Raw genomic sequence first — 13,531 nt, forward strand, 5'->3', positions numbered from 1 at the left:
GCCCTGTCACATACGAAGCTTCCCGGGGAGGGTGCTCCGATCAGGTCTGTGCCATGTCGACGAAGCGCGAGTAGTGGCCCTGGAAGGCCACGGTGATCGTGGCCGTCGGACCGTTACGGTGCTTGCCCACGATGATGTCCGCCTCGCCGGCGCGCGGGGACTCCTTCTCGTAGGCGTCCTCGCGGTGCAGCAGGATCACCATGTCGGCGTCCTGCTCGATCGAGCCGGACTCACGCAGGTCGGAGACCATCGGCTTCTTGTCGGTGCGCTGCTCGGGGCCACGGTTCAGCTGGGAGAGCGCGATGACCGGGAGCTCCAGCTCCTTGGCGAGGAGCTTGAGGTTTCGCGACATGTCGGAGACTTCCTGCTGACGGCTCTCCTGCCGCTTCGAGCCACCCGACTGCATGAGCTGCAGGTAGTCGATGATGACGAGCTTGAGGCCGTTGCGCTGCTTGAGCCGGCGGCACTTGGCCCGGATCTCCATCATCGACAGGTTCGGGGAGTCGTCGATGTACAGCGGGGCCTGGGAGACGTCCGGCATGCGGCGGGCGAGACGCGTCCAGTCCTCATCGGTCATCGTGCCGGAGCGCATGTGGTGGAGCGCGACCCGGGCCTCGGCCGAGAGGAGACGCATCGCGATCTCGTTGCGGCCCATTTCGAGGGAGAAGATGACGCTGGGCAGGTTGTGCTTGATGGACGCCGCCCGGGCGAAGTCCAGGGCGAGGGTCGACTTACCCATGGCGGGACGGGCCGCGATGATGATCATCTGGCCGGGGTGCAGACCGTTGGTGAGGGAGTCGAGGTCGGTGAAGCCGGTGGGCACACCGGTCATCTCGCCGCTGCGGGAGCCGATGGCCTCGATCTCGTCGAGGGCCCCCTCCATGATGTCGCCGAGCGGCAGGTAGTCCTCGGTGGTGCGCTGCTCGGTGACCGCGTAGATCTCGGCCTGCGCCGAGTTCACGATCTCGTCGACGTCGCCGTCGGCCGCGTAGCCCATCTGCGTGATCTTGGTGCCGGCCTCCACGAGGCGGCGCAGGACGGCGCGCTCGTGGACGATCTCCGCGTAGTACGAGGCGTTGGCCGCGGTCGGTACCGACTGGACCAGGGTGTGGAGGTAGGAGGCGCCGCCGACCCGGGTGATCTCACCGCGCTTGGTGAGCTCGGCGCCGACCGTGATCGGGTCGGCCGGCTCGCCCTTGGCGTAGAGGTCGAGGATCGCCGAGTAGACGGTCTCGTGGGCGGGCTTGTAGAAGTCGTTGCCCTTGATGATCTCCACGACGTCCGCGATGGCGTCCTTGGAGAGCAGCATGCCGCCGAGGACGGACTGTTCGGCGTCGAGGTCCTGCGGGGGCACCCGCTCGAAGCCGGAGAGTCCGCCGTCCCACGGGCCGTCGTTGCCCCGCTCGTGCTGGTCGTCACGGCCGCGGCCGCGGCCGCGCCCCTCACCGCGGGTACGGGTGGGCAGCCGGTCACTCGGTCCGCTGTCGGCCCAAGGGTCGTCCATGGGCTCGGTGACGCTCACCAAGCACCTCCTCCCGTCCGCTCCGCGGACCTCGCCCTGCCACTCTTTCTTACGCCACGGGCTTGATCAACGAGTGGCTTTGCGACCGCTTCTCGCGCGTCGGGCGCCGAACCACGGTAGGCCCGCGGGAGGCGTCAGCCAATCTGGTTATCCACAGGCCCTGTGGGTGAAGGCCCAGATGCTGTGGAGAACTCCCCGGAACCTGTGCACGGATCGGGGGACAGGCATGTGGACAAACTCATAGCCCCTTTGAATTCACCCGCCTGACCTGCAGTTTCTCCATCCACGGGCTGTGGGGGAGAAAAAGTTCTCCCCCTGGATCAAGATCAGAACAAACGGCCCACACCCGAAGCCCCACACCCTCCAAAAGTAAGGAGCACTGATGCATTGCATCTCTTACCTGTGGAAGATTAGATTGACCCCATGACCCAGGCCCCCGTGACCTCCAAGGCCGTCCGTCGACAGCACGACCGCGAGATCGTCTCCTTGGCCCTGCCGGCCTTCGGTGCCCTCGTCGCCGAACCGCTGTTCCTCATCGTCGACAGCGCCATCGTCGGCCATCTCGGCACCCCCCAGCTCGCGGGCCTGGCCATCGCCGCCGCCCTGCTCTCCACCGCCGTCAGCGTCTTCGTCTTCCTCGCCTACGCCACCACGGCCGCCGTCTCGCGGCGCGTCGGCGCGGGCGACCTCCAGGCCGCCATCCGGCAGGGCATGGACGGCATCTGGCTCGCGCTCCTGCTCGGCGCCGCCGTCGTCGCCCTGACCCTCCCCACCGCACCCGGGCTCGTCGATGTCTTCGGGGCCTCCGACACCGCCGCGCCGTACGCGGTCACCTATCTCCGGATCTCCAGTCTCGGGATCCCCGCGATGCTGGTGGTCCTGGCGGCCACCGGCGTCCTGCGCGGCCTCCAGGACACCCGTACACCGCTCTATGTGGCCATCGGAGGCTTCGCGACCAACGCCGTGCTCAACGTCGGGCTGGTCTACGGGGCCGATCTGGGCATCGCCGGCTCCGCCTGGGGCACGGTCATCGCCCAGTACGGCATGGCCGCCGTCTACCTCTCCGTGGTCGTTCGGGGCGCACGGCGCCATGGGGCCTCCCTCCGCCCCGACGCGGCCGGCATCCGCGCCTCCGCGCAGGCCGGTGCCCCTCTGCTCGTCCGTACGCTGTCGCTGCGCGCGGTCCTGATGATCGCCACGGCCGTCGCGGCCCGACTGGGGGACGCCGAGGTCGCGGCCCACCAGATCATCCTGTCCCTGTGGAGCCTCATGGCCTTCGCCCTCGACGCGATCGCCATCGCCGGCCAGGCCATCATCGGCCGCTACCTCGGGGCGGACGACGCCCAGGGCGCCCGGCAGGTCTGCCGCCGCATGGTCCAGTGGGGCCTGGTCTCGGGCGTCGTGCTGGGCGCGCTCCTCATCGTGGCCCGACCCCTCTTCATCCCGCTGTTCACCAGCGACACGACGGTCCAGGACACCCTGCTGCCGGCCTTGCTGGTCGTCGCGGTCTCGCAGCCGATCTCAGGGGTCGTCTTCGTTCTCGACGGCGTGCTGATGGGGGCGGGAGACGGCCCCTACCTCGCCTGGGCCATGCTGCTGACCCTCGCCGTCTTCGCCCCCGTGGCCCTGCTGATCCCGGCGCTCGGCGGAGGCCTGACCGCCCTCTGGTGGGCGATGATGCTGATGATGACGGTGCGGATGCTGACGCTGTGGCTGCGCACCCGCTCCGGCCGCTGGATCGTCACGGGCGCCACGCGCTGAACGTTTCACGTGAAACGCCCTGTTTCACGTGAAACAGCGGAAGGGCCGCACCCCCAGGGGTGCGGCCCTTCCTCACTACTGAGCGCAGACTGCCAAGGGCAGCGTTACGCGGCGACGACCTCGACGCCGAGCTTCGCGGCAACCTCGGGGTGCAGACGCACGGACACCTGGTGCGAGCCCAGGGTCTTGATCGGCGAACCGAGCTCGACGCGACGCTTGTCGACGTCGGGGCCACCCGCGGTCTTGATCGCCGAGGCGATGTCGGCCGGGGTCACGGAGCCGAAGAGACGGCCGGCGTCGCCGGAGCGAACGGCCAGGCGCACCTTCGTGCCCTCGAGCTGGGCCTTGATCTCGTTGGCCTGCTCGATGGTCGCGATCTCGTGGATCTTGCGGGCGCGGCGGATCTGCGCCACGTCCTTCTCGCCACCCTTGGTCCAGCGGATCGCGAAACCACGCGGGACCAGGTAGTTGCGAGCGTAGCCGTCCTTGACGTCGACAACGTCGCCAGCGGCACCGAGGCCGGAGACCTCGTGGGTGAGGATGATCTTCATTTTTCGGTCACCCTTCCCTTATCGCGCGGTGGACGTGTAGGGCAGCAGCGCCATCTCACGGCTGTTCTTCACGGCCGTGGCGACGTCACGCTGGTGCTGCGTGCAGTTGCCGGTAACGCGGCGGGCACGGATCTTGCCGCGGTCGGAAATGAACTTCCGCAGCATGTTCGTGTCCTTGTAGTCCACGTACGCGGTCTTGTCCTTGCAGAACGCGCAGACCTTCTTCTTAGGCTTGCGCACAGGCGGCTTCGCCATGGTGTTTCTCCTGTGTGATCAAGAAGTGGGAGTACGAGCTGCTTCCAGGCGAGGCCTAGAAGGGGGGCTCGTCCGAGTAGCCGCCGCCGGAGTTTCCACCCCAGCCGCCTCCGCCGCCCTGCTGGCCGCCGCCGCCGGAGGGAGCACCACCGCCGGTCGCCCACGGGTCGTCGGCGGGAGCACCGCCACCACCCTGCTGGGAACCGCCGGAGTTTCCACCCCAGCCGCCACCGCCGCCGGCCTGCTGGCCGCCGCCGCCGTATCCACCCTGGCCGCCGCGACCGGTGGTCTTGGTGACCTTGGCCGTGGCGTTCTTGAGGCTGGGGCCGACTTCCTCGACGTCCAGCTCGTAGACCGTGCGCTTGACGCCCTCACGGTCCTCGTAGGACCGCTGCTTCAGCCGGCCCTGCACGACGACGCGCATGCCTCGCTGGAGCGATTCGGCGACGTTCTCCGCCGCCTGACGCCAGACCGAGCAGGTCAGGAACAGGCTCTCGCCGTCCTTCCACTCATTGGTCTGACGGTCGAAGGTGCGGGGGGTGGACGCGATACGGAACTTCGCGACCGCCGCACCGGACGGGGTGAAGCGCAGCTCGGGGTCGTCGACAAGATTGCCGACGACCGTGATGACGGTCTCGCCTGCCATGGGGGAACCTCTCGGCGGGTTTGCTTCTGGCTGCTTTGTTGCTACTCGAACCCGATGACCTCTGAGCTAGAAGCTCAGTGGGTCTCGGGACGGAGGACCTTGGTCCGGAGGACCGACTCGTTCAGGTTCATCTGGCGGTCGAGCTCCTTGACGACCGCAGGCTCGGCCTGCAGGTCGATGACCGAGTAGATGCCCTCGGGCTTCTTCTTGATCTCGTACGAGAGACGACGACGGCCCCAGGTGTCGACCTTCTCGACCTTTCCGTTCGCCTCACGGACGACGGAGAGGAAGTTCTCGATCAGGGGGGCGACAGCGCGCTCCTCCAGATCGGGGTCGAGGATGACCATCACCTCGTAGTGACGCATGTGGAACCCACCTCCTTTGGACTCAGCGGCCACGGTCGTTCCGTGGCAGGAGGGTCGTGATGCGTAAGCAACGGTATCCGCCACCACTGACAATCCCCTCGGCGAACGAGGGGGCCGTCGGGGATCCCGGAGGGACCTGGGCAGACACCGGCGCAGCTGTACAGAGTACCCGCACATCGGCCTGCGGTTGAAATTCCCCGGTGAGGGGACGCAATCTGTACACAACGGATGTCGGCGGCGCCATAATGCGCCGCCCTCGCGCAGCAACGCCAGGAGGTGCCCCATGGCACAGGCAATGCGACCCGACCCCGGCCACTCCCTCTTCGCGACCGACGGCAAGCCCCACCCCCTCCAGGACACCCTGGTCGGCGTGACGCTCGTCATGGGCGTCCTCGCCTTCGTCAGCGCGATGTTCGACAACCTGCACCTGCTGAGCTCCTGGTCGGGCCTGATCGGCATCCTGACCGGTGCCTACGGGCAGTTCATCTCCGCGACGACCCGCGAACGCTTCCTGCTGGTCCTCGGACTCGGCGCCTCGGCGTTCGGCTTCTATCTGGGCATGGCGCACGGCGGCCTCTTCGGCGGCGTCATCAGCTGAGCCCAGGGCCACGTCAGGGCGTACACGCCCATCCGGGGCGCTCCCCGGTCACAGTAGGCTTCGGCGCGAGAGCCGGAGCCCCTGACCGATGGGGACACACCTGCCGAGGAGCGCCCCGCATGAGCCTGACCCTGAGGACCATCAGCCGTGAGCAGCATCTGGCATTCATCCAGAGCCAGCCCGCGGCGAGCCACTGCCAGGTCCCGGCGTGGGCTGATGTGAAGACCGAGTGGCGCTCGGAGAACCTCGGCTGGTTCGACAAGTCCGGCGAGCTCGTCGGCGCGGGCCTGGTGCTGTACCGCCAGCTCCCGAAGATCAAGCGGTACCTCGCCTACCTGCCCGAGGGCCCGGTCATCAACTGGCACGCCCCCAACCTCGACGACTGGCTGCAGCCGATGCTGGCGCACCTCAAGCACCAGGGCGCCTTCTCCGTGAAGATGGGCCCCCCGGTCGTCATCCGGCGCTGGGACTCGGCCGCGATCAAGGCCGGCATCCAGGACCCGGACGTGAAGCGCCTCAAGGACGTCGAGGCCACCCACATCGAGCCGCGCGCCTTCGAAGTCGCGGACCGGCTGCGGAAGATGGGCTGGCAGCAGGCCGAGGACGGCGGCGCCGGCTTCGGCGACGTGCAGCCCCGCTACGTCTTCCAGGTCCCGCTCGCGAACCGCTCGCTCGACGACGTCCTCAAGGGCTTCAACCAGCTGTGGCGCCGCAACATCAAGAAGGCCGAGAAGGCCGGCGTCGAGGTCGTCCAGGGCGGCTACGAGGACCTGGCCGAGTGGCAGCGCCTGTACGAGATCACGGCGATCCGCGACCACTTCCGGCCGCGCCCGCTCTCGTACTTCCAGCGCATGTGGACCGTCCTCAACAGCGAGGACCCCAACCGCATGCGGCTCTACTTCGCGCGCCACAACGGCGTGAACCTCTCCGCCGCGACGATGCTCGTCGTCGGTGGCCACGTCTGGTACTCCTACGGCGCCTCCGACAACATCGGCCGTGAGGTCCGGCCCTCGAACGCGATGCAGTGGCGGATGCTGCGCGACGCCTACGCGATGGGCGCGACCGTCTACGACCTGCGGGGCATCTCGGACTCGCTCGACGAGACCGACCACCTCTTCGGCCTCATCCAGTTCAAGGTCGGCACGGGCGGCGAGGCCGTCGAGTACGTCGGCGAGTGGGACTTCCCGCTGAACAAGCTGCTCCACAAGGCGCTCGACATCTACATGTCGCGCCGCTGACCGTTCCGTAGGCTTTCGTAGTCTCGTACACATCTTTGACACACCGCTGCCACCAGAAAGGTTCCGGGCCGGCCATGGCGCTCTCCCTCTACGTCGACACCGCTCGCTGGCGCGCGCATCAGAAGAGCGTCATCGACCAGTTCCCCGGTCTCATCCCGGTCTGCAAGGGCAACGGCTACGGCTTCGGACACGAGCGCCTCGCGGACGAGGCGGCTCGGTTCGGCTCCGACATGCTGGCCGTGGGCACCACCTACGAGGCCGCGAAGATCAAGGACTGGTTCGGCGGCGACCTGCTGGTCCTCACCCCGTTCCGCCGGGGTGAAGAACCGGTTCCGCTGCCCGACCGCGTGATCCGCTCCGTGTCGTCCGTGGACGGTGTCCGTGCCCTGGTGGGCGCCCGGGTCGTGATCGAGTGCATGAGCTCGATGAAGCGGCACGGCGTCCACGAGGAGGAGCTCCAGCAGCTCCACGCGGCCATCGAGGACGTACGCCTCGAAGGGTTCGCCCTCCACCTCCCGCTGGACCGTCCGGACGGCACGGACGCGGTCGAGGAGGTCATCGCCTGGATGGACCGCCTGCGGGCCGCCCGGCTGCCCCTGCACACCATGTTCGTGAGCCACCTGCGCGCCGAGGAGCAGGCCCGGCTCCAGCAGCAGTTCCCGCAGACCCGCTTCCGCGCCCGGATCGGCACCCGGCTCTGGCTGGGCGACCACGAGGCCACGGAGTACCGGGGCGCGGTCCTCGACGTGACCCGGGTGGCCAAGGGCGACCGGTTCGGCTACCGCCAGCAGAAGGCCGCCTCGGACGGCTGGCTGGTCGTCGTCGCCGGCGGCACCTCCCACGGCGTGGGCCTTGAGGCCCCCAAGGCCATGCACGGCGTCATGCCGCGTGCCAAGGGCGTCGCCCGGGCCGGCCTCGCCACCGTCAACCGCAACCTGTCGCCCTTCGTCTGGGCCGGGAAGCAGCGCTGGTTCGCCGAGCCGCCGCACATGCAGGTGTCGATCCTGTTCGTGCCCTCCGACGCCGAGGAGCCCCGGGTCGGCGACGAGCTCGTGGCCCATCTGCGCCACACGACGACGCAGTTCGACCGGCTCGTCGAGCGCTGAGCCGGCCGGAACCACCTCACCCCCCGGGAGCCCTGCTCCCGGGGGGTGAGTCATGTGGCTACTCGGGGGCGCCCCATGGATCGTGCGGCTCTTCGGAGGTGCCCCACCGCACCCGCCGGCCCTCCTCCGCGCCGGGAGCGGCGTGCCGGGCCGGATGCGCCGCCCTGCCCGTCACGAAGACGTCCTCGGCCCCGTCCAGGACGCCCCCCGAGGGGTCGTCCGAGCCGTCCTGCCGCACCGGGTCCTTCTCGGGCGCCAGGATGTCGCGTACGACCATCACGCACAGGTACAGGGTGCCGAGCAGGTGCAGGACGATCGCGAACTGGTAGCCGTCCACCGGCAGGCCCTGCTTGTTGCCGCTGCTGGTGAACGCCAGGTACATCCAGATGCCGAGGAAGTACATGACCTCGCACGTCTGCCAGACCAGGAAGTCGCGCCAGCGGGGCCGGGCGAGCACCGCCAGCGGCACCAGCCACAGGACGTACTGCGGCGAGTAGACCTTGTTGACCAGGACGAACGCGGCGACGATCAGGAAGGCCAGCTGGGCGAAGCGGGGCCGGCGGGGCGCCGTGAACGCCAGGTAGGCGAGCCCGGCCGCGGCCAGCACCATCAGCAGCAGCGCGTACAGGTTGGCCCGCTCCGGCGTGATCGACGTCCCCGTCCGCTGGCTGACCAGCAGCCAGACCGATCCGAAGTCGACGTTCCGGTCCCGGCTGAACAGGTAGAACTGCTTCCAGCCCTCGGGAGCGAGCAGCATCACGGGCAGGTTCACGACCAGCCACGCGCCGCACGCACCCAGCACCGCCGTCCCGTACTCCCGCCACTTCCCGGCCCGGGCGCAGAGCAGCAGCAGGGGCAGGAGGAGCAGTATCGGGTAGAACTTGGCGGCGGTGGCCAGGCCCAGCATGATGCCGAAGGCCAGCGGCCGCCCGCGCGACCACATCATGACGGCGGCGGCGGTCAGCGCGACGGCCAGTATGTCCCAGTTGATCGTGGCGGTGAGCGCGATCGACGGGGCCAGGGCCACCAGCAGCCCGTCCCAGGGCCGCAGGCGGTGCGTCCGCGTCACGCAGACCGCGAGGACGGCCGCACAGGCCATCAGCAGACCCGCGTTGGCCAGCCAGTACGCCCGCTCGTTCTCGGCCCCGCTGCCGCCGCCCGGCGTCAGCCAGGCGGCGACCTCCATGAACAGGCCCGTGAGGACCGGGTACTCCAGGAACGGTATGTCGCCGGTCAGCCGGTCGAAGTAGGGCACCAGGCCGTCCGCGAAGCCCCGCCCAGCGAAGAGGTGGGGGATGTCGGAGTAGCAGGCGTGGGTGTACTGGGAGGTCGTCCCCCGGAACCAGGCCCAGTTGTAGCAGGGCAGCTTCTGCACCATGCCGAGGGCGAACATGCCGATGGCCACGAGGGCGATCACCCGCACGGGAGTGAGCTGCCCGGCACCGGGCAGCGCCCTGCGCCCGTAGGGGCCGCCGATCAGTTCGCTGCCCGCGGCGGCCACCTTGTCCCGGTGGGTGGGGATGACCGTCCGCGAGCGGCCCTGGGGCCGGTCCTGCGGCGCGCTCGTCTTCTGGAGGCTCGGCATGGGGGACATCCTGCCGTACGTCCCGGTGAAAACGGCGAGGGCCGCCGCGGCCGGTCCGTACGGAGGGTACGGAGCGGACGCGGCGGCCCTCAGGGAAGTGCCCGCGCGACCGGGTCAGGGATTCCAGGACCCGCCGCCCGGTCTGCCGTTCCCCCCGCCGTTCTGGTCCGTCGCCGTATCGGTGGGCGTCGGTGATTCCGAGCCGGGCGCCGTCGTCGTGGGTCCTCCGGTGTTGCCACCCGGGTTCCCCGGATAGTTGCACTCGATGTCCCAGACGTCACACGTCGTCTTGCCCGGCTTCGGCGTCTTGGTCGCCGGGGGAGTCGTGGTGGCGGTGGCCGGCGGCGTCGTCGTCGGCGTCGCGGACTCGGTGGGCGTCTCCGTGGCCGTCGGCGTCGGCGTCGGGCTGGTGGCACCGCCGCCGAACACGGGCTCGGCGTTCTCGATGTCCATCGGCTCGGGGAACTTCACCAGCGGCATGTCCTTGACCACGTCCGACATGTAGTCGTGCCAGATCCGCGACGGGAACGACGAACCGTGGATCTTCGGCTGGGCACCCGTGCCGTACATGTCCTCGAAGGCGCGGTCCTTCTTGGTGTCGTCGTCGTCGTAGCGGTACATGTCGATCGCCGTCGCCAGCTGCGCGGTGTACCCGACGAACCAGGCCGACATGTTGGCGTCGGTGGTACCGGTCTTGCCCGCCACGTCACGGCCCGGGATGCGGGCCTTCGTGCCGGTGCCCTTCTGCACGACGTCGCGGAGCACGTCGGTGACCTGGCTGGCGATGGCCGGGCTGAAGGGCTGCTTGGGCGCCGCCTCGTGCTGCTTGATCACGACGCCCTCCTTCTTGATGGTCTCGACCGAGTAGGGGTCGTTCTGCTTGCCCCCGTTGGCGAAGGTCGAGTAGGCACCGGCCATGCGGATGGCGCTCGGGCTGGAGATGCCGAGGGAGAACGACGGCACCTCGCCCTGGACGAGCGAGCTCTCCAGGAGTCCGGCGTCCTGCGCGGACTGGCGGACCTTGTCGATGCCGATGTCCATGCCGAGCTGCACGTAAGGCGAGTTGGCGGAGTGGACCATGGCCTCACGAAGCGAGATCGCGCCGTAGCTGGCGTCTTCGTCGTTGACCTGCTTCCACTCCTTGCCCTTCTCGTTGACCCAGATGTCGCCGTTGTACTTCCGGACCGTCAGCCCGTTCTTGCCGGAGTAGCGGCTCTTGTCCGGGTCCAGGATCTTGCGGCTGGACTCGTCCTGGACCGGGCCCAGCTCGGGGTCGCGGACGCCGTACTTCATCGCGGCGGCGAGCACGAAGGGCTTGAACGTCGAGCCGACCATGGCGCCGGTGGCGTCTGCGTTGTTGCTGAAGTGCTTGGTGGCGTCGGCGCCGCCGTAGAGGGCGACGATCTTCCCGGTGGCCGTGTCGACGGAGGCACCGCCGAACTGGACGTGGGTGTCGTCCTCCGGGCGCTTCTTCGGGTCGATGTGGTTGTCGAGGATCTTCTTGACCGACTTCTCGAGCTTGTCGACCTTCTGCTTCTCGAAGGTCGTGAAGATCTCGTAGCCGCCGCGATCCAGGTCCTGGACGCTGATGCCGAACTGGCTCTTGATGTTGGCGTTGGCGGTCCTGACCAGGTATCCGATCTGGCCGCTCAGGTTGGCGCTCTGGCCGGGCTTCTTCACCTTGGGGAAGGTGGTGTACTTCGCCCGCTCGGCGGCCGGGAGATGCCCGTCCTTCTCCATCTCGTCGAGGATCCACGTCCACCGCTTGGTGGCTCGAACGGTGTTCTTCTCGGCCGTGGCCTCGGAGTCGATCTCGGGGTAGCCGGCCGGGTCGTAGTAGGTCGCGCCCTTCAGCACCGCGGCGAGCAGCGCGCACTCGCTGGGGTTGAGGTTCTTGGCGTCCTTGTTGAAGTACGCGCGGGCGGCGGCCTGGATGCCGTAGGCACCGCGTCCGTAGTACGAGGTGTTCAGATAGCCGGCCATGATGTCCGGCTTCTCCACCTCGTTGCCGACCTTCATGGAGATGAAGAGTTCCTTCACCTTCCGGGTGACGGTCTGCGACTGGTCGTCGAGGCGGTTGTTCTTGACGTACTGCTGGGTGATCGTCGAACCACCCTGGGTCTCGCCGCCCTTGGCCATGTTCCACACGGCGCGGGCGATGCCCATCGGGTCGATTCCCGAGTCGTCCCTGAAGGTCTTGTTCTCCGCCGAGATCACCGCGTTCTGCATGGCGGTCGGGATCTGCTCGATCGGAACGATCTGGCGGTTGGTGCCACTGCCGGTCGCGACCATGCGGGTCTTGTCGGCCCAGTAGTAGATGTTGTTCTGCGACGTCGCGGTCTTCGCCTGGTCAGGAATCTCGACCTGCGAGTACGCGAGCGCGGCGGCACCCATCAGGCTGGCCGTGAAGAACAGGAACGTGCCCGTCACGAGCTTCCACGACGGCATCCAGCGACGCCAGCCGTACTTGCCGTACCGCGGATAGTCGATGATCCGCTTCTTGCCCGGCGGGCGACCGCCGGGGCCCCGCCCCGGACCGCCGCCGCGCCCCCCGCCACCGCCGCCTCCGCGGCGGCCTCCACCGGGGCCGCCCGGGCTCCCGGGGCCGTTCTCCGCGCCCTTGCGGCGGCTGCCGCGCTGGGCGGCTCTGCGGGCCTCCGCGCGGCCGCCATAGGTGCGCTGCTCCTCTCCGTGAGAGGAAGGCGGCCCGTACGAGGCCGACGGGGCCCTCGTACCGACGTCATGGGCCGGTGCCGACCCGCGGCCCACCGGCTGCTGGGCAGCGCGCCGTGCCGCCGCGCGCCCACCCGTCGGCGGCTGCTGCGGCGGCATTTTGCGACGATGCTCGCTCATCGAACGACTACTCCTCGGGCAGGCGCGTACGCCTGGAAGCGGCAGTTGAGTTCCGGTCCCCCCGAAATGTGCACGCACGGCACCCCATCGGAGGCCCATCCGTACCGCAGCCGGTCACCCGCAGCACTGACGCCCCACGGCGTCGCTTGGTTCCCGGTGGTCTGCATGCCGCACAGACTACGCACGGCCAAAACCCACGGAGAGCCGGACTTCCACCCAAATCAGGCAAGTCGATCCCTGTGAATTGACGATGTGACGCCGGTCACGGCGGTCCCACTTGTCGAGACAGGGAGGCCGTTCTATCGTGCTGATGTATCGAGTCGATACATCAGCACGGCATAAAGGCCGGGGAAGCGGAGGAGGCGACGGATGAGCAGGCGCTCGGGCATCCTCGAGTTCGCCGTTCTCGGCCTGCTCCGCGAGGCCCCCATGCACGGGTACGAGCTGCGGAAGCGCCTCAACACCTCGCTGGGCGTCTTCCGGGCCTTCAGCTACGGAACGCTGTACCCCTGCCTCAAGACGCTGGTCGCCAACGGCTGGTTGATCGAGGAACCGGGCAGCGCTCCGGAGGAGGCCCTGGCCGCTTCACTCGCAGGACGCCGGGCCAAGATCGTCTACCGGTTGACGCCCGCCGGTAAGGAGCACTTCGAGGAACTCCTCTCCCACACGGGCCCGGACGCCTGGGAGGACGAGCACTTCGCGGCCCGCTTCGCCTTCTTCGGTCAGACCGAACGCGAGGTGCGGATGCGGGTCCTCGAAGGCCGCCGCAGCCGGCTGGAGGAGCGCCTCGAGAAGATGCGCGCCTCCCTGGCCCGGACCCGCGAGCGCCTCGACGACTACACGCTTGAGCTGCAGCGCCACGGCATGGAGTCCGTGGAGCGCGAAGTGCGCTGGCTGAACGAGCTCATCGAGAGCGAGCGGGCAGGGCGGGATCAGCGATCCGGCCCCGACGCCCCCGCTCTGCACGACAACGATTCTGGAGAAACGGGCGGCCTGCCCCGGCACGGGGGCAGTACCCGGCCGGATCCGTCCGACGACACCGCCAAGTGAA

12 protein-coding genes are annotated in these 13,531 nt (G+C 68.7%); 5 read left to right on the forward strand and 7 right to left on the reverse strand.

What is annotated here, in order from left to right:
• Positions 1 to 40: 40 nt before the first annotated feature.
• Positions 41 to 1,522, reverse strand: coding sequence for a replicative DNA helicase (dnaB, locus tag ACFCY7_RS12250; RefSeq protein WP_376483755.1), 1,482 nt, complete (start codon positions 1,520 to 1,522; stop codon positions 41 to 43).
• Between the two features lie 423 nt (positions 1,523 to 1,945).
• Between dnaB and ACFCY7_RS12255 the strand changes: the two genes are divergently transcribed.
• The gene (locus ACFCY7_RS12255) at positions 1,946 to 3,283 is read left to right on the forward strand and encodes an MATE family efflux transporter (protein ID WP_376483757.1); all 1,338 of its coding nucleotides are present in this window, start codon (positions 1,946 to 1,948) and stop codon (positions 3,281 to 3,283) included.
• 104 nt (positions 3,284 to 3,387) lie between these two features.
• Here ACFCY7_RS12255 and rplI read toward each other — a convergent pair whose 3' ends face one another.
• The 4 genes from rplI to rpsF form a co-directional block, all read right to left on the reverse strand.
• Positions 3,388 to 3,834: a 50S ribosomal protein L9 gene (gene rplI / locus ACFCY7_RS12260; RefSeq protein WP_053640001.1), complete on the reverse strand. Its 447-nt coding sequence runs from the start codon at positions 3,832 to 3,834 to the stop codon at positions 3,388 to 3,390.
• 18 nt (positions 3,835 to 3,852) lie between these two features.
• The gene (gene rpsR / locus ACFCY7_RS12265; RefSeq protein ID WP_005315025.1) at positions 3,853 to 4,089 is read right to left on the reverse strand and encodes a 30S ribosomal protein S18; all 237 of its coding nucleotides are present in this window, start codon (positions 4,087 to 4,089) and stop codon (positions 3,853 to 3,855) included.
• 55 nt (positions 4,090 to 4,144) lie between these two features.
• Positions 4,145 to 4,735: a single-stranded DNA-binding protein gene (locus tag ACFCY7_RS12270; protein WP_376483759.1), complete on the reverse strand. Its 591-nt coding sequence runs from the start codon at positions 4,733 to 4,735 to the stop codon at positions 4,145 to 4,147.
• Between the two features lie 74 nt (positions 4,736 to 4,809).
• Positions 4,810 to 5,100, reverse strand: coding sequence for a 30S ribosomal protein S6 (gene rpsF, locus ACFCY7_RS12275; protein ID WP_017240415.1), 291 nt, complete (start codon positions 5,098 to 5,100; stop codon positions 4,810 to 4,812).
• Positions 5,101 to 5,383: 283 nt separating this feature from the next.
• Between rpsF and ACFCY7_RS12280 the strand changes: the two genes are divergently transcribed.
• The 3 genes from ACFCY7_RS12280 (at position 5,384) to ACFCY7_RS12290 (ending at position 8,042) form a co-directional block, all read left to right on the forward strand.
• On the forward strand, positions 5,384 to 5,698 hold the full coding sequence (locus ACFCY7_RS12280) for a hypothetical protein (protein WP_366303051.1): 315 nt from the start codon (positions 5,384 to 5,386) through the stop codon (positions 5,696 to 5,698).
• 119 nt (positions 5,699 to 5,817) lie between these two features.
• Positions 5,818 to 6,936, forward strand: a complete 1,119-nt coding sequence (locus ACFCY7_RS12285; RefSeq protein ID WP_376483761.1) for a lipid II:glycine glycyltransferase FemX — start codon at positions 5,818 to 5,820, stop codon at positions 6,934 to 6,936.
• 74 nt (positions 6,937 to 7,010) lie between these two features.
• A complete protein-coding gene (locus ACFCY7_RS12290; RefSeq protein WP_376483762.1) occupies positions 7,011 to 8,042 on the forward strand; it encodes an alanine racemase in 1,032 nt (343 codons plus the stop codon).
• Between the two features lie 58 nt (positions 8,043 to 8,100).
• Here the strand turns inward: ACFCY7_RS12290 and ACFCY7_RS12295 are convergent, their stop codons facing one another.
• Both ACFCY7_RS12295 and ACFCY7_RS12300 read right to left on the reverse strand, forming a co-directional pair.
• Positions 8,101 to 9,627: a glycosyltransferase family 87 protein gene (locus tag ACFCY7_RS12295; RefSeq protein WP_376483764.1), complete on the reverse strand. Its 1,527-nt coding sequence runs from the start codon at positions 9,625 to 9,627 to the stop codon at positions 8,101 to 8,103.
• Positions 9,628 to 9,741: 114 nt separating this feature from the next.
• On the reverse strand, positions 9,742 to 12,480 hold the full coding sequence (locus ACFCY7_RS12300; RefSeq protein ID WP_376483766.1) for a transglycosylase domain-containing protein: 2,739 nt from the start codon (positions 12,478 to 12,480) through the stop codon (positions 9,742 to 9,744).
• 369 nt (positions 12,481 to 12,849) lie between these two features.
• Between ACFCY7_RS12300 and ACFCY7_RS12305 the strand changes: the two genes are divergently transcribed.
• Positions 12,850 to 13,530 (forward strand): PadR family transcriptional regulator, encoded by a 681-nt coding sequence (locus ACFCY7_RS12305; RefSeq protein WP_189804943.1) that lies wholly within the window; start codon positions 12,850 to 12,852, stop codon positions 13,528 to 13,530.
• Position 13,531 lies beyond the last annotated feature (1 nt).

The organism is Streptomyces sp. NPDC056361, assembly GCF_042262805.1.
Classification (GTDB): Bacteria; Actinomycetota; Actinomycetes; order Streptomycetales; family Streptomycetaceae; genus Streptomyces.

Excerpts from the sequence above, each read along its gene's own strand:
- rpsF (WP_017240415.1), bottom strand. The coding sequence starts at position 5,100 with ATGCGTCACTACGAGGTGATGGTCATCCTCGACCCCGATCTGGAGGAG.
- ACFCY7_RS12255 (WP_376483757.1), top strand. The coding sequence starts at position 1,946 with ATGACCCAGGCCCCCGTGACCTCCAAGGCCGTCCGTCGACAGCACGAC.
- ACFCY7_RS12300 (WP_376483766.1), bottom strand. The coding sequence starts at position 12,480 with ATGAGCGAGCATCGTCGCAAAATGCCGCCGCAGCAGCCGCCGACGGGT.
- ACFCY7_RS12285 (WP_376483761.1), top strand. The coding sequence starts at position 5,818 with ATGAGCCTGACCCTGAGGACCATCAGCCGTGAGCAGCATCTGGCATTC.
- rplI (WP_053640001.1), bottom strand. The coding sequence starts at position 3,834 with ATGAAGATCATCCTCACCCACGAGGTCTCCGGCCTCGGTGCCGCTGGC.
- ACFCY7_RS12305 (WP_189804943.1), top strand. The coding sequence starts at position 12,850 with ATGAGCAGGCGCTCGGGCATCCTCGAGTTCGCCGTTCTCGGCCTGCTC.
- ACFCY7_RS12280 (WP_366303051.1), top strand. The coding sequence starts at position 5,384 with ATGGCACAGGCAATGCGACCCGACCCCGGCCACTCCCTCTTCGCGACC.
- ACFCY7_RS12295 (WP_376483764.1), bottom strand. The coding sequence starts at position 9,627 with ATGCCGAGCCTCCAGAAGACGAGCGCGCCGCAGGACCGGCCCCAGGGC.
- ACFCY7_RS12270 (WP_376483759.1), bottom strand. The coding sequence starts at position 4,735 with ATGGCAGGCGAGACCGTCATCACGGTCGTCGGCAATCTTGTCGACGAC.
- rpsR (WP_005315025.1), bottom strand. The coding sequence starts at position 4,089 with ATGGCGAAGCCGCCTGTGCGCAAGCCTAAGAAGAAGGTCTGCGCGTTC.
- ACFCY7_RS12290 (WP_376483762.1), top strand. The coding sequence starts at position 7,011 with ATGGCGCTCTCCCTCTACGTCGACACCGCTCGCTGGCGCGCGCATCAG.